This is a genomic window from Cohnella thailandensis (assembly GCF_014212135.1).
GTDB lineage: Bacteria > Bacillota > Bacilli > Paenibacillales > Paenibacillaceae > Cohnella > Cohnella thailandensis.
Window position 1 is genome coordinate 55903 of sequence record NZ_JACJVQ010000014.1, and the last position, 24232, is coordinate 80134.

General features: G+C 41.1%; 17 protein-coding genes and 1 pseudogene. 15 read left to right on the forward strand and 3 right to left on the reverse strand.

Annotated elements, in window-relative coordinates:
* The first annotated feature begins 21 nt into the window (after positions 1 to 21).
* Both H7B67_RS16320 and H7B67_RS16325 read left to right on the forward strand, forming a co-directional pair.
* Positions 22 to 840, forward strand: a complete 819-nt coding sequence (locus H7B67_RS16320; RefSeq protein ID WP_185120924.1) for a hypothetical protein — start codon at positions 22 to 24, stop codon at positions 838 to 840.
* A gap of 370 nt (positions 841 to 1210) precedes the next feature.
* The gene (locus H7B67_RS16325; RefSeq protein WP_185120925.1) at positions 1211 to 3781 is read left to right on the forward strand and encodes an AAA family ATPase; all 2571 of its coding nucleotides are present in this window, start codon (positions 1211 to 1213) and stop codon (positions 3779 to 3781) included.
* Positions 3782 to 3901: 120 nt separating this feature from the next.
* On the opposite strand, the gene H7B67_RS16330 is transcribed toward H7B67_RS16325, so the two are convergent.
* On the reverse strand, positions 3902 to 5122 hold the full coding sequence (locus tag H7B67_RS16330; protein ID WP_185120926.1) for an IS256 family transposase: 1221 nt from the start codon (positions 5120 to 5122) through the stop codon (positions 3902 to 3904).
* Between the two features lie 276 nt (positions 5123 to 5398).
* Between H7B67_RS16330 and H7B67_RS16335 the strand changes: the two genes are divergently transcribed.
* From H7B67_RS16335 to H7B67_RS16355, 5 genes are all read left to right on the forward strand, one after another.
* Positions 5399 to 6334, forward strand: coding sequence for a restriction endonuclease (locus H7B67_RS16335; RefSeq protein ID WP_185120927.1), 936 nt, complete (start codon positions 5399 to 5401; stop codon positions 6332 to 6334).
* A 631-nt stretch (positions 6335 to 6965) separates the two neighbouring features.
* Complete coding sequence (locus H7B67_RS16340) at positions 6966 to 8072, forward strand: hypothetical protein (protein ID WP_185120928.1); 1107 nt, start codon at positions 6966 to 6968, stop codon at positions 8070 to 8072.
* A gap of 101 nt (positions 8073 to 8173) precedes the next feature.
* Complete coding sequence (locus tag H7B67_RS16345) at positions 8174 to 9319, forward strand: SAP domain-containing protein (protein ID WP_185120929.1); 1146 nt, start codon at positions 8174 to 8176, stop codon at positions 9317 to 9319.
* A 22-nt stretch (positions 9320 to 9341) separates the two neighbouring features.
* Positions 9342 to 10493: an ATP-binding protein gene (locus H7B67_RS16350; protein WP_185120930.1), complete on the forward strand. Its 1152-nt coding sequence runs from the start codon at positions 9342 to 9344 to the stop codon at positions 10491 to 10493.
* A gap of 40 nt (positions 10494 to 10533) precedes the next feature.
* Positions 10534 to 11244, forward strand: a complete 711-nt coding sequence (locus H7B67_RS16355) for a hypothetical protein (protein ID WP_185120931.1) — start codon at positions 10534 to 10536, stop codon at positions 11242 to 11244.
* Between the two features lie 450 nt (positions 11245 to 11694).
* Here H7B67_RS16355 and H7B67_RS16360 read toward each other — a convergent pair whose 3' ends face one another.
* Positions 11695 to 12456 (reverse strand): hypothetical protein, encoded by a 762-nt coding sequence (locus tag H7B67_RS16360; protein ID WP_185120932.1) that lies wholly within the window; start codon positions 12454 to 12456, stop codon positions 11695 to 11697.
* A gap of 164 nt (positions 12457 to 12620) precedes the next feature.
* Here H7B67_RS16360 and H7B67_RS16365 point away from each other — a divergent pair, with 164 nt between their 5' ends.
* The 6 genes and pseudogenes from H7B67_RS16365 to H7B67_RS16390 all read left to right on the forward strand — a co-directional run bounded on the left by H7B67_RS16365 (position 12621) and on the right by H7B67_RS16390 (position 21525).
* Positions 12621 to 13238, forward strand: a complete 618-nt coding sequence (locus H7B67_RS16365; RefSeq protein WP_185120933.1) for a LuxR family transcriptional regulator — start codon at positions 12621 to 12623, stop codon at positions 13236 to 13238.
* A gap of 457 nt (positions 13239 to 13695) precedes the next feature.
* A pseudogene (locus tag H7B67_RS16370) lies at positions 13696 to 13884 on the forward strand (IS256 family transposase); the annotation flags it as partial.
* Between the two features lie 137 nt (positions 13885 to 14021).
* Entirely contained in the window at positions 14022 to 17999 is a 3978-nt protein-coding gene (locus H7B67_RS16375; RefSeq protein WP_185120934.1) for an AAA domain-containing protein, read from the forward strand.
* Between the two features lie 183 nt (positions 18000 to 18182).
* Entirely contained in the window at positions 18183 to 18515 is a 333-nt protein-coding gene (locus H7B67_RS16380; protein ID WP_185120935.1) for a nucleotide pyrophosphohydrolase, read from the forward strand.
* Positions 18516 to 18526: 11 nt separating this feature from the next.
* Entirely contained in the window at positions 18527 to 20422 is a 1896-nt protein-coding gene (locus H7B67_RS16385; protein WP_185120936.1) for a DUF2075 domain-containing protein, read from the forward strand.
* Positions 20423 to 20433: 11 nt separating this feature from the next.
* Positions 20434 to 21525, forward strand: a complete 1092-nt coding sequence (locus H7B67_RS16390; protein WP_185120937.1) for a hypothetical protein — start codon at positions 20434 to 20436, stop codon at positions 21523 to 21525.
* Positions 21526 to 21545: 20 nt separating this feature from the next.
* Here the strand turns inward: H7B67_RS16390 and H7B67_RS16395 are convergent, their stop codons facing one another.
* The gene (locus H7B67_RS16395) at positions 21546 to 22955 is read right to left on the reverse strand and encodes a PQQ-dependent sugar dehydrogenase (RefSeq protein ID WP_185120938.1); all 1410 of its coding nucleotides are present in this window, start codon (positions 22953 to 22955) and stop codon (positions 21546 to 21548) included.
* Positions 22956 to 23044: 89 nt separating this feature from the next.
* Between H7B67_RS16395 and H7B67_RS31490 the strand changes: the two genes are divergently transcribed.
* Positions 23045 to 23383 (forward strand): copper amine oxidase N-terminal domain-containing protein, encoded by a 339-nt coding sequence (locus tag H7B67_RS31490; protein ID WP_185120939.1) that lies wholly within the window; start codon positions 23045 to 23047, stop codon positions 23381 to 23383.
* A gap of 63 nt (positions 23384 to 23446) precedes the next feature.
* On the forward strand, positions 23447 to 23971 hold the full coding sequence (locus H7B67_RS16405) for a DinB family protein (protein ID WP_185120940.1): 525 nt from the start codon (positions 23447 to 23449) through the stop codon (positions 23969 to 23971).
* The last annotated feature ends 261 nt before the right edge of the window (positions 23972 to 24232 follow it).

A 24232-nucleotide genomic window follows, 5' to 3' on the forward strand; every position in this document is an offset into this window, starting at 1 on the left:
AAAGTTTTAGGGGTGATCAAAGTGCTTGAACAATTCATAAGGCAAACAGTGGCATTGTTGAAATATTCAGATGTAAGACTTCGCCTTGTAGAGACTCGACAGGTGAGTTTTAATGATGAAGAAGAGGGGACAACAGTCTATATAAGTGGTTCTGATCATTTCGGTGGATCCAGACTCGAAGATAGTACAATTGTTCAAATAATGCTATTCTTTGGAATACTTGATGCAAAAGTTGATCTAAATTTCCCAATGCTTGAAGGAAAAAATTTTACGGAAAAATATCGTTCATTGCCTCTTAATACAGACGAAAAAATTATATTTAGCCAAGCTTATAGGATAATGAGAATATTAAGGAACAATGCCATTCACTCCATGTCTTCAACGAAGATCGAAAATGAGGTTATTATTAGTGACGGCAGAGATAAAATGGAGATAACTAAAACAGGGTATGAAATATTATACTCCTTAATATATCAATTGAGCGTTTGCTCAAGTAGCAATAAGAATATGTTCAATGGATTAATTAGGAGTTATTATGATGATCTCATTCATGAAATACGTCTCCTGGAGGATAAAGAACAAGCAGGGGGCTTAGTTAGCTTCTCAAATGGCATTCGATTAAAAAGGTTTGTTAGGTACGAGGTAATGAACGCTGAATATTTTGTTCAAGATAGTGAATTGATTCTTAAAAAACTATATGTATTGCCCGAGGAATTTTATAATTGGTGCGGTATAGATTATCAAATTGAGTTTAATGGAAGTAGATATTTAGTGCCTATCGAAGATATGCTAGATCGTTCAAAAGTTAAGATAGCAAAGTTAGAAGATTGGATAATTTAATTACGTTAGTGAATGATAGATTTTTTTGATAGTGAGTTCCAAAGATCTTACCTATCATTCCACCGAATACTTTTCCATTCTTACACTAAATACGAAAAGTGATTAGTGTCCGAAAACCCGCATCATTGCAGGTCTTCGGACACTTTCTTTTTTGATAAAAGTGACCAAAATTTGTACTATAATTTCTATGATCATCAATGATTCACTACTGTATAAACAGTGGAGCAAAAACGTGCTACTATGCATTTTTATTACCTGCCGTTTATGTTAGTCAACTGCTTTGGGAAAGGGTGTGTTTTTTTCTTATGGGAGGAAAAAGTAGGTATTTGGCGAAATATGTAAGGAACAAAAATGTGCGGAGGTAATGTTTATGGCAGCAATAAATTATATAGTTGATTGGGCATCTGAATCTAATTGGAAGAAACACTTAATAAATAAGATTTTTTTAAATGACTCTGATGACTTTGAAGATGAGACTCTTCTTAAAGAGATTATTGATCTGATTACCTCAAAAGAGGACGTGGAGTTGAAATTATTAAAACAAACCCAAGAGGAAAATGATCTGCGCCTTGTTATTAATGAAATAAAAAGACCTGTGAATATTAACGCATTATCTAGCGATACTGCTTTTAAACTTGGGGGGAAACTAAATGTTTTTTACGGAGAAAATGGTTCTGGAAAGTCTTCTTATGTGAGAGTGTTTCGTAAGTTAGCAAAGAACTATCATACATCCTCAAAGGATATTAGGTTATTACCTAATGTCTATTTAGTTGGGTCTCAAGGTAAGGGTACAACGCTAAAACAATCTATAGATGTATCCTATACCTGTAACGGTGCCATTAATCCGATCAATGAAGTTGATATTAATGAAGAACACTCTCACTTAATGCAAATGAATGTTTTTGATAGCGATTCTGTAGTGCCATTGTTGAACAGTAATTTGACCTTTTCTGTTCTTCCGCAAGGTTTTAAGTATTTTAATAAAATTGTTGCGATTTTAGACTCTTTAAGAACAAAAATGGATTCTAAGATTGCTAGTGTACGTACAGATCAGGGGAATATTTTCAGAGATTCGTCTTTTGAAATCATTAGGTCTGAAATAAAATATATAATTCAGAATGAAAAGCGATTTGACAAACTTAAGGAATTCATTAGTAAGACATATCCATTTAATGAGACCATGGAAACTGAAATAACCCAATTAGATTTTAAGATTAAGGAATCAGAAGGTAGTAACGTTAGTGATAAACTAAAAATACTTCGTTCACAAAAAGCAAAGCTAGAGAGTTTAGTTTCAGGAATCTCAAAATTATCGAATAAACTAAGTGGTGAGAATATAGAATTTGTTAATCAATTAATAGATGAATATGCTGGTAAGGTTCGAGAGGAAAGAAAGCAAAATGAGGATTTTTCCAAGGGCGTATCCTATTTAGAACACGTTAATGAAGAATGGTACTCAATAATCCGTAATACTAAAGAGTATTATCAGGCCCTTAAAAAAGACGGCCCAAAGGTTGGCGAATGCTGCGTATTATGCAGTCAAGAATTAACGCAAAGTGAAGTTGAAATTATAAACAGTAGTATTGTACATGTTTGTTCTGAACTACACTCGGAGAAAGCAAAACTTATAGAACATTTGGATAGGAATAAAATTACCGATGTTATTGATTTTAAGAAGGAAGACGAAGAAATATTTGAAAAGGAAATATTAGTTGAAAAGATTAGGGCAATAATTAGCTTATTACATACAAATATAGAATTATTTAATGAAAGCATTAGTAGTCGCAGGAGTCTTGGTCTGGATACAATGGTAGATTTTACCGATGTTACCAAGGAAATTGAAGCTGAATATCTCGATCTTGGCGAGAGAATCCAGTCCCTAAGCAAATCAACTAATGAGATGCAAGAACTATTAAAAACATATAAAACAAAAAAACAGAATTTGGTCAAGGCAAAGCTAATTAATGATTCACTCAGTATGTTCGAAAAATATTACTCGCTTGAAGACTACATACAAACTCTTGCATCCATTAAATCGGGGTTCGCTACAACAGCGATTACAAGAAAAGCAAAGGAAGCCTTCTCATCAATTGTAGAACAAACATATACAACAACCTTTAACAATTTTTGTGACGAGTTGAAAGTGAAAAAAGTAGATATCAAGCTTACACCTCAACGTGGACAGACGCATCGAAGTAAATATGTAATTAATGAGGGATACAAAGTAACAGATATTATGAGCGAAGGCGAACAAAAAGCAATTGCAATGGCTGAATTTGCAACAGATTTAACTATTAGACGGAACTTCAATACTGTTTTATTCGATGATCCTGTTACTTCACTTGATTATAAACGGTCTGAGCTTTTTGCAAGACTTATATATAATTTGTCTAAGGAGCGCCAAGTAATAGTATTTACTCATAATATTATGTTCTATTATTATTTATACAATGAATGTGCAACTGACAAGGATAAAGAAAACAAGTTCTTTATAGTTGATGAGTTTGACAAGGATAATAAAGGAATTGTATCAGAATCATTTAGTGGCAGGCTCGAGAATCTGAGTGAGGTAACAAAAAAAATAAAACAATATCATCAAAAAATAAATAGTAAATCATGTACTGGAGATGAATTGGAGGAATGTTTAAAGGCATCCTATTCTAATATTCGAACATGGTGCGAATTGATTGTCGAAGAGGGCTTTTTTAAAGATTTAATAAAACGATATGAACCTAATATCAGGTTCACAGTAATAAACAAAATAAACACTGAGTTTGTTGGTGAGTTAGAAACTGTAGCCAGCCTATTTGATAAAGCATGTAGATGGATGCTAGGACATAGTCAACCAACAGAGACACAGAATTCAAAAGCTACAAGACAAGATTTTAATGTCGATTATGAATATATTATTTCAATTACAGATAGGTTTAAAACAAAATAAAAGGTTGACTATCCAGAATACTTTAGGATTTATTAGTCTGGTAACAGCTTCTGTGGGTCTGTCAATAATTCTGTGTAAACTCATTTATAGAGAAATCTCCCCCGAGGGGGAGATCGGCCCTCATGGCAGGTGCTGGCCGATGCGCTCCGGAAAGAAAACGGAGAGCTGCAGCAACATTTGGCACCAGTTTTGGACACGGCCTGTCCATTTGCGAGTGACGTCCATCGTGACGAGATACAGCATCTTTAATAGTGCTTCGTCTGTTGAGAAGATGCTTTTTCCCTTGGTTACTTTGCGTAACTGACGATGGTAGCTTTCGATCATATTCGTGGTGTAGATGAGCTTGCGGATCTCCGGCGGATACTTGAAGAACGTCGCAAGTTCGTCCCAGTTGGAGCGCCAGGAGCGAATGATGAGAGGATACTTGGCTCCCCAAATCTCTTCGAAACGGTCTAGCTCCACAAGCGCCATCTCTTCCGTCGTGGCTTTGTAAATGGGCTTCAGATCCGCCGTCACCTTCTTGAGATCCTTATAAGACACGTAGCGCGTCGAATTGCGGATTTGGTGGATGATGCACTTCTGGATCTCGGTCTTCGGATAGCATGCAGAGATCGCTTGGGAGAAGCCTGTCAGGTTGTCGACACAGGTGATGAGGATGTCTTGAACGCCGCGGTTCTTGAGATCGTTCAGCACGCTCAGCCAGAACTTCGCAGACTCGTTCTCACCAATCCACATGCCCAGTACGTCCTTGTTGCCGTCTAGATCGATGCCGATAACCATGTAGGCCGCTTTGTTTACAATGGCGCCGTCCTGCTTCACTTTAAAGTGAATGGCATCCAGGAACACGACGGCATATACGGCTTGCAGTGGGCGATTCTGCCATTCCTTGATCAGCGGCACAATCTTGTTTGTCACGTTCGAGATCATAGTCGGCGAGACGTCAATGCCGTACAACTGATGAAGATGATCTTGAATTTCACGGGTGCTGACGCCCTTGGCATAGAGCGCGATAATCTGATCCTCAATACCGGTTACGTTTGATTGATGCTTCCGAACAACCAGCGGCTCGAACTCACCCTGCCGGTCCCTTGGAACTGCGATCTCCTGCTCACCGTACTCGCTCGTGATCTTCTTCTTACTTTTCCCGTTGCGGCTGTTGCTCGTCTGCTTGTTCTGCACGTCATGCTTCTCATAGCCTAGATGTTTATCCATCTCAGCCTCGAGCATCTCCTGCAACGTTTCAGCAAACAAGTCTTTCAATGCATTCTGAGCGTCCTGAGCGGTGACAAGGTTATTCTCCTTGATAAACGCTCGTAGCTGCTCCTTCGACCACAATCCCATGTGTGCTCCCAACCTTTCTAATAAACTCATTTTAGCAGGTTTGAGAGTTTACACATTTTATTTTACAGACTCGCTTCTGTTCAGCCTAATGAGGGGATGCTGATGGGGTCGCAGGCTTCTGATAGCGTCTCTCTTGGAGATCATGTGGGCTACAGTGAGCAGCACACTACAGGAACACTTCTGGCTTTGTAAACCAATTCATCAATGAGTGTGCGCAACACGGAATGAATGGATAAATAAGTATTGGCTTATGTATAGTCTCTAAGGAGGGATTTAATGAGCTATAACAGTATATATTATTCAAATAACTTTAACTCATTGGACGAATGGATAGAGCTTGTTGTCAGCGGGAAGGAGTCTGTTTATCCATTTTGTCGTATACCCTATGATGACTGGCTAAATGATTATATCGAAAACATTGCAGTTCAGCCTGTGAGTAAAGTGAAAGATTTGATTAGGGCGCTTTTGGTTCCCATTACTCGTCCTCTCGATATTTCGAATTATACGAACTTTGTTAAAATGAGGGAATCTGGTATTGATGAGTTTGTGGAGAGGGCTAGTGCTGTTTTGGAGAGTGAAGTTTATAGAAGAATTGAGAATGAGCAAGAAGCGTGGGAAGGGCTTACTTGGATATTAGAACTCCTTCCTTCAAAACCGTATAGAGCAATTCGTGCGCTTGAAAGTTATTTGCTAGCACAACCCAATTTGCCAGATGACAGAATTACTGGTATAGAACAATGTTGTGAGATAATTGAGGCTAAATTTATTTATTTTGAGAATCCAATAGACGAAATCATTCAACTAAAGCCAGTAGAGTTTGAGTGGTTAATTGAAGATCTTTATGAAAGAATGGGTTATGAAACAGAATGGACACCAGCCACACGTGATGGTGGAAAAGATATTATTGCCCGAGGAAAGCGACCAGATGGTGAAGAGTGTGTATACGTCGAGTGTAAGCTGTACAAAACAACCAAGTTAGAACCTGAGCAAGTTAAAGCGTTTGGTTATGTTTTGATGAAACAAGAAGTAAATCGAGGAGTTGTATTTTGTACTGGTTATGTAAATGAAAATCTTAAAAATTTAGATAAGAGAATACAAATATGGTCATATGAAGATATTAACTTTCTTCTTAATGCTCATTTGGGCAGTGATTGGGTGAAGGATTTACCTAAAATTATTTCCCACAAAAGAAGACAGTACAGGAATGAGTGAGCCAGCATCCTAAAAGCATCTCTAGCCCCACCGCTGCAGATGCTTTTTTCATTCCAATAAATACAACTAAAACATAAGAATACCTCGAAAAATTTCGTGAACCAAGTTAAGCTACATCAAACTTTTCAAGTTATTGGTATGTAAGTTTCCTGCGGATTATTGTTTAAACAAAGCTTGTATTTCTGTGGGGCGAGAAATGTTTTGGGAAAGACAACGCAATCTTGAATTAAGGAATTTTAAAATATATGGTAATAGTCCTAAAACGAGGTATGTATCGCGGTGCACTCAGTGTAATCTGTGTCTACTATTCAGTCTACCACTCAAATGTTTCTACGAGATACGTGAACCTAGGTGGTAACAGAGGTAGCCCTCGTCTAATTTTATCTTCAGTCTTCTCCCTTAGTAGGTGGAGACCTTGCTTATCAGGAAATAGACTATTGGAGCCACATTTACCTATAATGTATCAAGTTGAGCGCCTTTTGGCGCCTTTTCTTTTTCTCTAAGCAGCACGAGGACTCTGTAGTCATTTCGAGTAAGCTGTAGCGTTTAGTTAATTCTGTTGCGTAGCAACACACATTGACGGGTGTAAACAAGAGGTGTATGCTGTATTTGAAGCTTATGGAAGGTTTTGGTGATAACTATGGAGGGAAATCCGTTCAAGAGATTTTTAGCGAGGAACGTGTTACTTACCCATGAAGTTGCTGAAAAGTTAAATGTATCGCGTCAGCGCATTTCCGTTTTACATAAAGAAGGTGAGTTGGTACCTATCAAGAGTACAGCAAATGGTTCTGTATATCTTTGGCAGGATGTTTTGCAATTCATGGAGACAAAGGGGATGCTCCCTCGATATGAAAATCCGACTCCCCCAAAGTATGCTTGTGAGACTTCTGGTACTCATGAAAATGTGGCATACGCTAAGAAACATCTAGACCAGTTAAACTCAATTGAACGAGTATCGATTTATTTCGAGAACATTGATGCTGCTGTTGAGAACCACTTTCTCCCACTTGAGAAATACAGATACGGTGATCTGATAAGTTTATCAATTCCACACATGGTTATTAGTGATTCAGATGGTAATGAGATGTGGCTGCCAGGGTGCAATTGTGGTTATGGTGGAACTGGGCCTCATGGAAGTGAAGAGGTACTTCAATTAATAGGTGTACCTGAGGATTTAAGGAAAAAGGTGTTTTACCACCCTGTAGTAAAATATGTGAAGAATGAAAATGGTAATTGGGAAGTTAACGCTAGACAGAGTGATTTTGATTTTCGCTCAATATCTAGTTTTGATGACTTTAGAGATGCTCGAGCCAGTATGTATTGGCATCAAGGGAGATTAACGTTATTGCAAGATAAGCGATACAGTAGAAGCAAGCCTCAGCATGTACTAGAAAAATATTGGGCGTTTATTCCCCATCCTATTGAATACATCTTGTTTTCAAATGATGAGCAGGCGATTGATTATGGCTTCTTTGATCCATCTACTCAGTATGGACATAAGCATGGTGCATATAGGTTGATTATTCGAGATTACTCTGGAAGGCAGCTATGGCTAGACCCTTATATTGAGAAGAATAAGTCCCTAGTCAAACAACCCGAGTTGAAAGACATTCTTGAAGTTTGCGGTTTTGATATTGGAAAGGGAAGTTCAGATCAAACACTGTCTCGATGGTTGGGACTTTTATTAAAGAGGGTAGAGCCAAGTGAGCCAATGATCGGTCGAAGATCTCCTTTTTAAAGCAGCATTGTAATGTTAAATCGTAACGTCTTCTTTAGGCATCATAGGGCGATGATTGCAGAACTGTAGAGCTAACTGAGCAAATTACAAGGAGACAGCCCATGTCTATATTTAACTTTTTCAAAAAGAAGCGTCAGGTTGAAAGCAAACCAGCCGTAAAACCTATCCCGGAAGTTCCCTTTAAATTTGCCAAAACGAATGCTACACCAGTTATCACTGTATCAAGTGAAGTTCGCTCGGAGGCAGATGATGTCGTTCCTACAACGATAAGGGTAAAAACCGCTATTCCAAGTAAACATGGATTGTACCCGCACGAGTTACTAATGCTTGACTATGCTGCCTCGTTCTACACGGAAGATAATAATTTTCAAGGGTTCTGGTGGTACAGATATGGTGTAAGAAGCGTTGTGGACGGTCTGTATTCCCTGCTTGAGAGAGGCTTTTTGCAAATCGGTGATTTACAAAGCGCAGTCGAGAAAGAGTATGCCACTGTTCTAAAGGAAGAGTTGAAAAAACGCGGACTCAAAATAACCGGGAAAAAGACGGATCTGGTTAAACGTCTGTTGGAGGAAGTCTCGCATGAAGAACTTAATCGACGATTTACTAAAAGAACCTATCAGTTGACTGAACTCGGAAATCAGGCGCTTGCTGAGGGAAGTTATGTTCCGTACATTCATCGTCACCAGCATGAGGACTTGGATATATGGTCACTTAATAAGATTGTACATACCCCACCACAAATGTCGTATCGCGATAAAATCTGGGATCATCTAAATAAGCGCAGTATGGAGCATGCTGCAGCCAGAAACTTTGGACTATACAGGAACTGTCGTTATCATATGCATTTATTTCTGATGGAAGAAAAGCGCAGCAAGGATGCTCTTGCAATGTTGGCGGAAGTTGTATTTTACGATTTAAGCGGTCTTGGGAATGGGTATAACCCACAATATCTGCATATTACGGCTGACTATTTCTTTCCATACACGAAATCAATCGTAAAAACGGCTCCGGGCATAATCAGTGCCTTAATGATATGCCAAGAAGAGATTGGGCTTACTGATGAGGAATTTAGAGAAATGTTACTCGATCAAATGAGTAGGCTGAGTGCACCGTTACACCTCTTTACTCCCGAAGAGTGCGTAGATATTGTGTTTATGGAAGTTCGTCAGGACGAAGAAGCTCTAAATAAAATTTATACAAAAGCAGAACGACGATTCAAGCAGAAGCATAAAGCACATTTAAAGTAAGCCTAGGGAGGTGTCTGTATCCTTGAGGGGGATCGTATTACTAGATGAAATTAAAGCGTTGATCTGCTCTAACCGTGAAGATGATTATTGGGACTTTAAGGAGAAGCACCATTCTAATAAGGCCAACCTGTTACACGATATCATCTGCATGGCAAATAACCGAGTCGATAGGGACGCCTACATCATTTTCGGTATTGCGGACGGAACTTTCGAAGTGGTTGGGGTTGAGAATGACGAAAAACGAAGAAATCAACAGCAGATGATCGACTTCTTAAAATCCAAAAGATTTGTTTCTGGCATCCGGCCGCGAGTAGAGATGCGAACTTTAATGCTCATCGGTCACGAAGTAGATGTCTTGATCATCAAGAACAGCACTGATACGCCCTACTTTCTTACTGAGGACTTCTCTGACAACGGCAGAAAGGTTCGTGCGAACTATATCTACACCCGCGTTGGCGATACCAATACCGACATCGATAAAAGTGCAGACATCAATAATATCGAGTACCTCTGGAAGAAGCGCTTCCTACTGATTCGTTCCCCTTTTGAGCAGATCATCAAGCGCCTTGAGAACAAGGGCGAATGGAAAAGTGATGAATATGTCTACTACAATGTCTTTAATCCCGAGTTTACAATCACACTTGAAGATTACGATGAAGGACCAGAATTGATACCCGAGTTCTATGCGTATGCAATGAGCAACTCGGCAACCATGTATCAATTGTTAAGCATCAAATATTTTGGGACGCAACTATACGGTAAACAAATAGTGATTCTGGATAGCGGTAGATATACTACGCCTACTCCTGAATGGGAGTTCCTTTATTTTGGAGAGTACAGAGTCCATGCTGATTTTGCCTTGAAGTATTTTACGAAAGACAGCCCATCATACAAGTTGAATGAGTTTCTTTATAACGAGGATAATCAAGAACAGGGGTATGCCCGAAGGCGTTTCTTCGAGATCATTCTGTTGTTTGATAATACCCTTGAGAAGGATGCATTTCTTGAGTATATCCACTCTCATAAAGAAGACTTTCTGAATAGATTGTCAGCCCTTGATGGCGAGTGGTCATGGATTGAGTCTAATACCAAACGTCAGCAGGGGCAAGTTGTGATACGCTTGAAAACAGGGAAAGTATTGAATCAAATGCTTGAGGAATTTCGACAGAGTTGAATTAGGCGTTAAGGATGTGATTAGTCTTAGGAGGGGGATCATGCAGTTAAGAGCTTTAATCCGCTATGAAAGACAGGTTTTACAGGAGTCCATGCGGAATAATGAGGACATTCTTGATAATGCCGAACAGTTAATAGCTCTGCTTTCAGACACTATAGTCTCAGACGATAGGAGGTCGTTAAGCTTCCTCATATTAAGTAACCAAGTGAGAAATGATTTAACACTTTGTTTACTTTCATCGTTAAGATATCATGAGACCCAATCAAAGCTGATGAAGCGCCAAGCGATAGAAAAAGCCTGTTTGGCAACATATGCATTAATCGAACCTGATATAGAGAAGTTTCTTACACACGATGAAAATGGGTCAAAGCCTATTCAGAAAACATTAGAGCGCTCGTTCAAATATGTTGATAGAGAGTTTTCTAGCCATTCCCTCAGACTTAAGCAAGTGAAAGATATGATCAATAATTACTATGCCCACGGAAATATGTTCAACTCGTTAAGAAAAGAGGAACACCTCGGTTTTTTTGATAAGCAAGACGAACTTATGCAGAGAACGCTTATTTGGGAAATTGGCTATCTCTCAAGCGTAATCTTTGACTTATGGCATCATGCTGCCGATCAATGTTCTTTCGCCAAAAAGAATGAGCAGAGTTATCAAAGGTTTGTTCAAGCTGTCGTAATTAGCCAGGAGTTCCGAGAAGGTTTTGTCAGCCATGAACGATTCTCCAAGTTTAGGTCGTTGTCATAGTACTCATAGGCCTTCATTCTTCTGTTGAGGCTTAAAGCAGCAACATAAACGAGTGTTTAAATGCGTAGTATTTCGATAACGTTCTTGCATAACCCTCCCGTGCAAGGTAACATGCACCAAACATGTTTTTTTGGGAGGTACTTTACATGACGGTCGTTTCTCAGAATTGCTGTTAAACACTACATGCTACCCGCGTACGTTCTTTAATAAGTAATTGGAAATGGAATATAATGAGGAGGGTGTAGCCCAAGCGAAGGCGCGGGAGCGTCCTTTTTATTGAACTAACGGGCAGGATGCGTCAATGTATTCAGTTCCTTTTCCTGGACATACGGGGAAAGGGACTGACCCCCTAGTGTAATATAAAATATGCCAATGCAGCCTACTTTTCCTTGAAAGGAATAGTAGGCTGCATTTTTTAAATCCATGTTATATGTCCTTAGTTGAGCTAGTTCAATTATATGGGAATTGTGGGGAGCTTAATGTGCCAGTGTATGATGCTGCTACTCCCTTATCGAAAGCTGCTTTAGTATCCCAAATTTCATATTTAATATGCACATAGCCATCACTTGTATACCAAGAAGTTGTTTTATAATATTGCCCAGCTTTTAGCATAGGAAAAGTGTTAGCTAGGCCTGTAGAATTAGAAAATCCATCATAGAGAGACCAACCTAAATATGCTCTGCCAATCCATTTTAAAATTTTCGATCCTGGATTAAATTCAAATGCAAGGGCAGGAGCACCTACAATAAGTACATAAGCCGCACCAGCTTCCGTTGCAGTTACAGTGTGATAAGTTACAGTATTACCGGCTGGAAAGTTAAAGATAGTGCTTATTTTCTTTGCTTCTTGGTAAGAACCGGTTAGATTATAGTTAATTTCAAATGTAAGTTGGCCAATGTAGCTTGCTGGTTTTGGTATGTAGTAAGTATAAGTCCCCTTTTTTTTCGATAACTCTTGTGTACTTCCTGCGACGGGATATTTATTTGGCCAGTGGTACCCGAAAGTCATCTTTTCATAGCTTGGGTTAACAAAATCTTCTTTAATTGTATACGTGACTAGGAATCTGCCGTCTGACTGCTTTGATGCCGTAATACTTCCAAGATACTTATTAATTTGTGTGGTATCTGCGCTTGCTTTCTGACCCAAATCAGTGATAGTAGTTGTTGACACTAGAGAGAAGCAGAGCAGTAAAGATAGTAGAATCTTTTTCATTAGTAACCAATCCTCCTTCGAAATGTATTAACAGTGTAATATAATTAACCATATTAGGGAATTGTTGCATGTTGTTGATATTGTCGTTATAATTAATACAAATTATAGTAGAAAAGGTGATCATTATTAGTGCATCAATTAATCCAAATATAAGGGACATTGCTATGAAAATTGTTAAATCTATCGGTTCACTCAATTTTATAAATGGATCGTTCAATAAATGTGTTATATTGGTAACGGACGCGGATTTAAATGTATTATTTAATTACAACTCTTATCCATTATCTAACTCAGATTTATTCAGAGAAGGTTCTACCATCACCGAAGATCTTTATGGATTTAATGCTTTGCTCGCTGCTAGAGATACGAATGGTATTGCATTTGTGGATGAGGAGGAGCACATAGGAGTCCCACTAGTAGAAGAATTGTGTTCTTGTGCTGTTCCTTTGTTTGATTATGAGAATACTATTATTGGCTATATAGGGTTATTCTCTAGAAGTGGGGGATTATTGCCTTGGGGACTTTCTTTTGTAGACACTTTATCTAAACTTATAGCAGAAAGATTAAATAAAGGTAACAAACAAATAAACAAGTGGTATATGCACCTTTCATCAAGAGAAATTGAAGTGTTGAATCTGGTGGTTATTGGAATAACAGACGGAGAAATTGCGAAAGAAGTGAGCATAAGTAAGTCTACTGTTCGAAGCTATTTGACAAGTATATTTGAGAAACTAGGTGTGAAAAATCGTTTTGAATTGATGTTTAAATATTATCAAAATTGAAAAGGTGAATTTATGTTAAGTAAAAAATTTAAAATAGTAATTTCAATTCTTAGTTTATTGCTTATATTTGCTGGAATAGGTTATCCAATGGGGTATATTGAATCTAAAAATGTATTTTATACGTTAGTATTTTCTGGAATAATTCTGGGAGGGGTAGGTGAATTACTGAAGCAGAAGAAAAAATAGGTGACACTTGGCACAAGCGAAGAATTGAACTTGTACTCGTTTTTAAATTCCCTCGGTAAAATGTAATTTTCTCACGAATGTTCGCTTATTTGCAGAATTTGACCATAGGAGTAATTGCACTTTGAACAGTAGGGACCATATGCCGTCAACTCCGGTAACCAGAATGCATGCGGGAACAGAAGGGGCGAGATTTCGCTCCGAGTCTGTAAAATACTTTGTGTAAACTCTCAATCCTACTAAAATGGAATTACTAGAAAGGTTGGGAGCACACATGGGATTGTGGTCGAAGGAGCAGCTCAGATCGTTTATTAAGGAGAATAACCTGGTCACCGCTCAGGATGCACAGAATGCTTTGAAAGACTTGTTTGCAGAGACCTTGCAGGAGATGCTTGAAGCCGAGATGGACACCCATCTGGGCTACGAGAAGCATGACATGCAGAACAAAGAGACGAGCAACAGCCTATTATATCAGAGCTCACGCGAGAATATCGTGTGAGCTATTTTATTTTTGTCTAACTACTCAGAGGAATACCATTTTGATATAATTTACAATATTTCGGAATATTAAGGCTGGTAGGAATTTACGGGAGGCTGGGTATGTCCGCTGAGTTAAAGAATGTGCTGCAATATTTTATCCGGTATGAGGATTACTCCAGGTTCCTGAATTCGTCTCTGAGCTCCGTAAATGGAGACCATCTCCCGGAGTCAGCTTTCAACGACATGAATGTCATGAAAGACATGTTGACCCACAAACAGAAGAGTGCCATTCTCCAGAAGTTGTTAAGCTACCCGGACATTAAGAAAGCTCCAAAAGACGTCCAAGGCAAGTGGGGGCTGTGGATTGACGAGGTGCTATCTAGAGACGTAGACGTTGAGGAGTTTATTAATAAGCTGCCCTTCGATTATACGGAAAATCGTGACAATGCCAAGGTGTATGTTGAAAAACTATTGTCTGAGGAAGAGTTTACGGTCTGCTACCCTTTGTTGATGAAGGATCTGCCCAATGCCAAGAAGGAGAGAATCGTCAAACCGATTCTCACTTGCAAATGCAGGTTGACGGACAATGGGCTGCAAGTTGATTCTTTTGTCATGAATAGGGCTAGTCTAGAAATTATCCTAGCGGAAGCATTCGAATGTCCGGTTGAAGACGTGCGGATGATTGCCACTGAAGTCTACAATAATCTGTGCACCAAAATTGACAGCATCGAGTCACCACGGCTTCCGCTAATTATCGAACTGATTGACCAGTGCCTGCGCGAGGGAATTTCGGATTGGAAGCATTCAAGTCTGCTGGATTTTAAACAGTATCGCGGTTGGTTAATGTCAAGGCGACTGTTCGTAACCATAGAAAATTTGAATGAATTGCAGGAGTCCATTTTCCGAAGTGAACTTGAGCGTTTATTGTCGAGAAACGCACATTCCCCATCCACGCTACTAAGTCAGTATATTTTCGGCACCAAAGACGCTGTTGACTATTCATTGGAGATGACAGAGGCAGGTTACCATCTTGGGAGTTATACGGCCGATTATCCGGTTAATCCTAAGCAGTGGAGAATTATGCAGTCCTTCCCCAATGCGGCTTTACTTACAGTGAACGGCCCCCCAGGAACTGGAAAGACGACGTTGATTAAGGAAATCATTGCGGATTCGATGGTCAGGAAAGCCTGTTTGTTGCTGGAGGTGTGGGACCAACCTTGGAATCACGAGGATAAAGGGACGATCCGATCATACTATCGCTCCCCTCTAGCGGGAAACAATCCTTACTCCATGGTCATTACGAGCACGAATAATAAAGCGGTAGACAATATCGGGATCGAGTTGATGAATGAGGTTCAATTCTTGAATGCCGTGTTAGCCCTAGCCGACAGCAAAAAGTTAGAAGAAGCCTTAACGCTAGAGAGTGAAGAGAATATTGCAGCTGTAGTAGAGAATGAAGAGGAAAAATTTATAATCGGCCTAGAGGACGAAGGTTCAAATCCGACAGGTTTTATTAATGATGCACACCCAGCGATGGAGGCGATTAAACAAGGAGTCTTCTGCGCTCGGTTAGGAAATATGACGAATATGACCGAGTTTCGAAACCAGAAATTCGATGGAATCGTGAAGGGGTTGCGGCATGCAGATGTGCAAGCTCTGCAAAATACGGAGGTTCGGAATTCGTTTGCCGCCTGTTTATCCAGTCTTGACGAGATTCATCAACAAATAAATTTGTATTGGGAGCAGTTTCAGCTGTGCCTGGAGAGAAGAGATTTGGGCGATCAGAGAGACATTCCCGTTGCTATAGCAGGGCGGGAGAAGGAGATCGTGATCCTAGATGGCAGTATTAATCGTCAAACGCTTATCCAAGAAGAGTTAACTCTGAAAAAGCAGCAAATAGAGGGGGAAATAGACAAGCTGGAGAAGCTGATCCCTCAGTCGGAGTCAGAGCTGCAGAGCGGTGAAGTAAAGCTGCGTCAGGCGTTTGTGGATAAGGAATTGTTCGTGAAATGGAATAAGTTCCCTCAGAGCCTGCTTCAGTTTCTACCCGAGCGTAAACGATTTTTGAAAGACAATCCGTCATTGGCCTATATTCAGGAGATTCGTATCGAGAGGCTCAAACAAGAGACCCATAATATACGGATTAGATTACTTGAGGCTAAGGAGTTGCTCTCCCAGTACCGGACTGACTTGTCTTCCGTCATCGATCAACTTCATACGATTGACCATGAACTGCAGATGCTGGTAAGCAGCCGTGCAGAGCTTCAGCAGAGTTTACACCAATTGCAGGAGTTGCAAGAACGAGAAGCTGTTATAAAGAACGTGCTGCAAATTAAGGAGCCACTAACCGCAAGCTCCTATTACGATCTAGCCAACGCCCCTGTCATTGTTCGGTTGAGAAAACAGCTATTCGAACTGGCGCTTCTTGTGAACGAACAGTACGTGATTAAGTACCGCGTGGAAATTGCGCATAACCTGGAAAAATTGGGGGAGGGTCAGAAGTGGTTTAAAGCTTTTTACAGCGAGAACGGTAAAAGGTTAGATCAGTATCAGAACGGCATACGCGCCATCTGGGAGTCGTTCTTCCTGTGTTTTCCTGTGGCTACTACAACTCTGCACTCATTCTCAGAGCAGTTGTTCCAACCTCTCCTCAGCTTAATAGACACGTTATTCGTGGATGAAGCGGGGCAAATTATGCCTCATTACCTGTGCGCTCCGTTATATCGATCACAGAAAGCGGTTATTGTAGGCGATCCCGAGCAGCTCGAGCCGGTTCGTCCATTTACCCTGAACCTGATTGAAGAAAGTGATGTTCAGAAAGAACTTCATGACCGCATCTGTGTTCTGCAGAATAGTGCCCAAGAGTACGCTGACCGCGGAAGCGAGTTCTATGAGTTCATGGGAACAAAGAAGAAGGGGATTATTCTCACCGAACATCGTCGTTGCGAGGCCGGTATTATGCGGTTCTCCAACTTCCATGTATATGAGAATATGTTGGTTCTGAAAAAAGAGGACAATCCGAACAAACTCTTCGGCGCAAATCTAGTAGCTTTTGATATTCGCGGTGTGAAGGAGAAGGGCTCACATCACAACAATGCGGAAATCGCTGCCTGCAAAAAAGTGGTGAGTCTGCTCGTCGAGAGATATGGGAAGGAAGTGCTTCAAGACATCGGGATCATTACTCCCTTTTCTTCCCAAGCAAAGCAACTTGCTATGGCCATCAAGGGCGTTGAGGTGGGAACGGTTCATACTTTTCAAGGGAAAGAGAAGAGATTTATCCTCTTTAGTTCGGTCATTGATGGGGTTCATCCGAAGAACAAGGGCCTCTCCTATGTCATAGGTAATAAACCGAATTTACTCAATGTCGCATTCTCCAGGGCCAAGGAACAGTTCATCTGGGTGGGCAATATCGAAGCGGGACTGGCAAGCGGGAATTACGTGGAGAAAGCGATCCGTATCCTTCAGGAGCTTGGGGCCCTCTACAGTCTTTACAACGAAGAATATGAGAATCCAGAGTTTTCGGAGAAACGTCAAGAGGCGTATGCGGTTTATGAGGATAAACACAATTTGGGTGGAGTGGACGCTAGGTTCATTGGTTATATGAACGATCTCCTTCATGCCAATGTTCTTCTGAATCCTAAACGGCACCATTTGTTGATGTTGAAAGCGATGGAATACTGCCAAAACTCGCTTGGCATTGTATCTCCATGGGTGAATAGTAATGTCATGGATGAGAAGTTCTTCTCCCTATTAAGTATGGCAATGGATCGGAAAGTCGATATAAAAGTACGGATCGGCTATAACAGCTCCAAGCTGACTCTTCAAGAGATCGACAAAATTGTCGAGAGGGACAACTACAGTTTCAAGAACAAGGAGGCCATTAAAATAGCTCTCAAAGAGCTGCACAACCGGTTAGAATCCAATCTAGTCTACATGCCGCCGCTTCATACTAAAGTATTGTTAGTAGATGATAAGATTCTGTTCATCGGCTCGCACAATTGGCTATCCAATCACGGCAAGCTGGCTAGAGAGGAGATCAGCTATTTGATTACAAACAGTCAGACAATCGAGTATGTTAAAAAGAGGTTTGAGTTGTAAAGGGGATTTTTGGCACTCTAGTTTAGTGTGGGAACCTATCAAACATGAATGTCAGATCCAAGGCACCTGGACGGGTGTCTTTCGTCTTTAATTCCTGGTCGAGATTTATTTGAAAAGGAGAATAATGGATACACAACCCAAATTTAATATATAATTTTAATGTACCAGACTAGGAGGCTACCAATGAACGACGACATCGTCAGACAAGTCCTTAACTTCCGACAAAGCCGGAATTGGGAACAGTTCCACAACCCGAAGGATCTAGCTATTTCGCTAAGCATCGAAGCATCCGAACTCCTAGAGAATTTTCAATGGAAGACCTCCGAGGAAGCGCTGGACTTGAAGAAAGAGAATATTGCGGATGAGCTGGCGGATGTTCTTATTTATTCCATTTATCTGGCCGATGCTTTAGATTTAAATATAGAAGATGTCGTTTTGAACAAGCTGGCGAAGAATGAGAGGAAGTATCCGGTCGACAAGGCATTCGGCAGGAAGGACAAATACACAGACTTGTAGAGGTGCGGAACTTGATTATTTACAGCAGCAGCGCTCGTGAATTTCGGGAGAAAGTTGATAGCAATCTGCTTACGGTAACGATCGAAGAAGCCTTCGTGAGAAAAATGGGAATGCAGCCGGGCCTCGGGGAGATTCGGGCATGGAATAATTCGATGCAATTTATGGAGCGAGTCATTCGTAATTCCAAGATTGCGGACGACTGTGGAATCCTGATCGAATACAACATTCCGTCCACAAGCAAAAGAGTCGATTTTATCGTAACGGGGCAGGATGAGAAAGGTAATAACAATTTTATTATCGTGGAACTGAAGCAGTGGGATTCGGCCAAAGCGACGGATCGCGAGGATGTGGTCCTGGCCTGCGTGGGAAGCAGGGAGAGAGAAATGCCGCATCCTTCGTATCAAGCATGGTCTTATCGGCAGCACCTGGAGGATATGAACGAAGCGGTTCACTCTCATAAACTCCGCAGCTATTCCTGCGCCTATCTACATAATTACAGAGCTCGGCAGCCGGATCCGCTCCAGAGCGAACAATATCAACCCATTATCCAAAAAGCACCTTTATTCCTATCCGAAGATACGTTGAAACTCCAGGAATTCGTTCACAAGCATACCGGCCAGGGCAATGGAATCAATCTGCTCTACCTGATCGAGAACGGGAAGATACGCCCTTCCAAGAAGCTTATTGAACATATCGATGGGTTGTTTAAAGGCAACTCCGAATTCACGCTGTTGGATGAACAGAAAATTGCCTACGAATCCATTATGAGCGAAGCGAAGGACATCTCCAAGAAGAAGACGATCATCGTGAAGGGCGGCCCCGGAACCGGAAAATCGGTCATCTCGATGAATGCGCTAGGCGGCCTTCTTAAGAAGAAACTGAATGTGAAGTTCATCGCCCCCAATGCTTCTTTCCGATCGGCGATGGTAGAAACTTTGGTTAAACAACAATCCAAAAATAAAGCGAGGGCTCGAATTTTATTTGCTGGCTCTGGCCAATTTTATGATGCTCCTGCCGATTCCTTCGACGTTCTGATCGTGGATGAAGCCCATCGGCTCAAAGGCAAAGGAGCCTATATGTACCAGGGTCTAAATCAAATCGATGATATTATCAAAGCGTCCAAGGTTAACGTTTTCTTCATCGATGACTTCCAGCGAATTCGTCCAGACGATATAGGAAGCATCGAGGAAATCAAACGAATCGCACGCATGAACGGTTCAGAAGTCTTTGAATACGCTCTGTCCGCGCAATTCAGATGTTCGGGGGCGGAAGGGTTCCTGAACTGGATCGATCATATTTTTCAGATTCGAGAGACGGGAAACTTTAACGGTTGGGATCAAGATGCTTTTCAGTTCGTCCTCTTGGATAATCCCCATTCCGTTTATGGGCATATCAAGCAGAAAGTGAATGAGGGCTACAAAGCCCGCATGCTGGCTGGTTACGCGTGGAACTGGACCGACGCCAAAGACGGCAACCCTAATGGGGAAGTTGAGGATGTACTTATTTCTGAGCATCAGTTCAGCATGCCTTGGAATGGGCGAGCGCTATCCACCTGGGCGATCGACGAACGAGGAGTGGAACAGATCGGATGCGTGCACACTTCTCAAGGACTGGAGTTCGACTATGTGGGTGTCATCATCGGCAACGATCTGAAGTATGACCCGGATACGAAGCGGATTTACGCGGATTATGAGGAATATAAGGACAAGATGGGGAAAAGAGGCCTGAAAAACGATAACGAGCAGCTGACCAAGTTGATTAAAAACATATATAAAGTCCTGATCTCCAGAGGCATGAAAGGGTGCTTCCTCTATTGTCGTAACCCGGAGCTTCGGGATTATCTGAAGAATCAATTAAACCGGATCTTTTTGCTGGATGCAGCATCATCACAAGACATAGAAATGTAGGGAGTCACCCAATGAACACAAGTAAAAACAAATCCGCTTACAAGATAACAATTGAGTTCAATGAGGAAGAGAACAGAACTCTTTACTCCGGCGATGTTATTTATGACATGAATTCAAATCTTTTCGACCATGCTACGATCTCAGCGAACCGAATTGTTCTAGAATGTGTTCGAAACAGCAATGGACACATTGAGAGGGTCCTGACGGATTTGAACAGCACAATGAATAAACAGATAACGAAATGCATTGCTTTTCTTACAGCCACTAGAGGTAAAATCGGCAATATAACGAAAATCGAAATCGAAAAGCGCCGTGGAAGTAGTGTCAAAACCAAAACCTACAACGATTCGGAAATTAATAATCCAATCAACGTAGCAGGCCGTATCAACTTGATTATTCCGTCTTCGGATTTACAACCCTTGTTTACTTCGAAGAAGTCTGAAGTTTTAATGATAGCCTTAAGCTTCTGGTTGAGAGCCATGTCCGAGACGGAGGCCGGAGCCAAGTTCGAAGCTTTCTGGCGTAGTTACAATGCTTTGTATGGATATATTGCCAATAAGCCTAATGAAAATGAAAGATTAAGAGTCATGAGAGCGTTTATACTGGCCAATCCATCGAGCTTTCCGCAATCTTTATCGAAAGTATCGGTTTTAACAAAGGAACAATTGAGAAAGCTCCAATGGAGAAACATGATTCTAAACAATCATGATATAGAATCCAAAACGGAGCAATTCGCCGATTTTATCCTTAGAAATCATGATGAGAGATTGATTCAAATTTTCCAAGAAACTCTGGTTTATCGTGAGGAGTATTTAAAAAGAAACTATCGAAGAAGTGTAAATCCGCGTACGAACACCCTGTACCAAGAAGTAACTGCGCACATTGCGAATTGCCTGGCTGCCAAAGGGATTAGGGATGATGAAGTGCTGTCTTTCCTGATGAACAAATATATTTACTTCGTCAGAAATAAGCTGTTTCACGGAGAGAAAGTACATCCTACTTTTAAAGTTATTAAAGACTATGAGTCGGAAGAAATTCAAGAGTTGAACGATATCCTCTCCATCTTTATTTATGAGTTAATAAGAGCTAATCATCTTTACTAAAAGTGCTCTAGTTAAAGGATTCAAGGAACAATCTCAAAAACAGTACCTTGGTTTAACTCGGCCACTCTCATAGAGCCATAAACCCCTAAATATAGCCGGGTTTGATTCAGATTGGCTCCCAAACTTACATAATAAGCGGAATTCGACCCGAAATGATGATCAACTTCTATAATTTCGTAATCACTTGGTCTACAATCCGCTTTTACCTTGGCATAAGCTAAAACCCCCTTTACAGGAGTCGATTGAATCCGAGCAAGATCGGTAAACACGACGCTTCCCATTAAATCAGGGATTTCGTTCCCGCTATAGGCCTGAACTCCTGTGAGTGCGGTTCCTCTAAACTTGTTAGGGCGAGGATCTTCATGATAATAACTGGTCAGAGGCTGAAGTCGCAGCACTGAAGTTTTTACGGCTTCATCGAAGTAGGCAATGTTTTTCTCTTTCAATTCCGTATTTGCAGGGCAGTCTCTTGGTACAGCGGTGGGTAAATCACCCTCCCATCCTCGCCAGCCAAAGTTAATGAACCCTTCTTGGTCAGGGGCTGACGACATCCTAGAAGCTTGAATAAGCTGAGTAACCGGTATCGGTTTATATGGAATGAATGAGAAAATCGTTTCTACCAGCTCTTGTCCGACATTGCCTACGTACTTCCTATACCCATTATGAAACCTTTGGAAGGTAATGCCCGGAATATTGCGTACCCCTTTGGCGATGACCGTAAGCATAGACTGAACGGGTTCGGGCAGCTCATTGAAACGTGTGACTACGGGCGGATTTTCGATAAAAATATTCATTCCTACGTCTATTTCAATGATTTTACCCGCGATCTCCATCATATCCTGGCTTAAATTGAATGGGTCATAGGCGGATCCGCCATCTCCGGTCGTTAAAACAAGCCTTCCTGTTTCAGGCGAGAAGTTTAAGCTATTGACGCCGTTATGATTCAGAAAGGGCCTTCTTAGATTAAGCAAGGTACGCCGTTTTTGAAGCTGCCCGTTCGATTGCAGGATCCATTCTTCTACGGTATCGATATGATCGTATTTCGTTTCTCTATTTGTCCACTTCAGGTTTAAAGTTTGGGGGTCGCACGGGTTAGGGTTAAAAGATTCGGAGAAAGCAACCGGACCTTGGGTTCCGGCTACGGAATAATGGAGATAAAACAAACCGTTATAGTAAAATCCGGGGTGAAAAGCCAGCCCCAGCAGCCCTCGTTCATCGTATCCTCCACTGGAGCCGCCTATTTTTAAGATTCGTGCGCGAAGGTCTATAAATGTCCCTGCAGCTCCGTTCCTTATGCAGTAAATTTCCCCGAACTGTGTGGCAATAAAGAGGCTTTCGATGGTGTCGCCCGGAAGGATAGCTGTTTTTATAACGGTAGGTAAATTGATCCCGCTGATGAAAGGCCGAAGACGGACTTTAACTTTGTTCAACGAAATAACCCTCCTAGTTAACGTTATCTTTTTATAGAATATGAGCGGGAGTGTTTGTTAATACCAAATTGAGGTTTTTTTAGGGGTAGATGATATATTTAATTCGAAAGAGTCATCCTATAACTAGGAGGAAAAGAAGTGAAGAAGATTGTAGTATTGATTCTAATTTTAATCATTGCAGTTCCGTAGGCGCATCTGTTCAATATGATGCCAAGACGAAGATTATACAGTTAACAAAGTCCGACAAGTCTGTTGTAGTGGTCGTCGATAGCAAGACCATGAAGGTAAATAATGTTGCGTCTACGTTAAATGTAGCCCCAGTTGCCTATAAAGGAATTACTTATGTTCCCGTCAGAGTATTTTCATCAGGACTTGGTATTTCAGTCTCCTATGACTCTTCTTTAGATCGAATCAGTATCGAGATCTGACAATTTATGAAGCAGATCGAAGTCGAGAAGGAATCGATAGGAAGGACAGAAAGGAGTAGATCAATGAATTTCAATATGAAAGAAGCGATTGAGGTTCTGGAGCGTACGCCGCAATCACTGGACTATTTTTTATCCGGTTTATCCAACGGATGGTTACAATGCCATGAAGGCGAAGGAACATGGAATGTCTCCGAAGTGATCGAACATCTGATTGAGGGAGAGAAAAATAATTGGATACCCAGACTGGAGCTTATCCTTAAGGAAGGTGAAAGCGCCTCTTTCCCGCCATTTAATCGGTATGCTCACATAGAAGCAAAGACCGAACGGCCCATAGAACAAAGCTTGTTTGAGTTTAAAGAGATTCGATTCCAGAATATAAAAAAGCTTAAGGATCTGATTGATCCTGAATGGCATCTCGAGTTGACAGGAACGCATCCTGCGTTCGGGGTGGTCAAGGTAAAGGAATTGATCTCAGCGTGGGTGGTGCACGATTTAACACACATTGCGCAAATCGTACGGGTAATGTCCGAAAGATACAGAGCGGATGTTGGACCTTGGAAAGAGTATTTAGGTATCCTTAAAAAGTAATCGTCAATATGTTCTGCAACGAATCACGCTTCAGAGATTATCTCTGAGGCGTTTTTTATGTCTGGGGAGAATATTGTCGAATTTTCAGGGTTTGTTAAGGGGCTATTAGGTATAATGGCAGGGCAAGTTACCAGCTTAGAGAAGGAGATGCACAATTGAACGCTAAACGATGGAACCGATTACTACTTATGACGCTGATTGCGTCGCTGCTTGCCGGTATGGGATGGTTTCCGCAAGCCGCTCAGGCGGAGCCCGCGTACG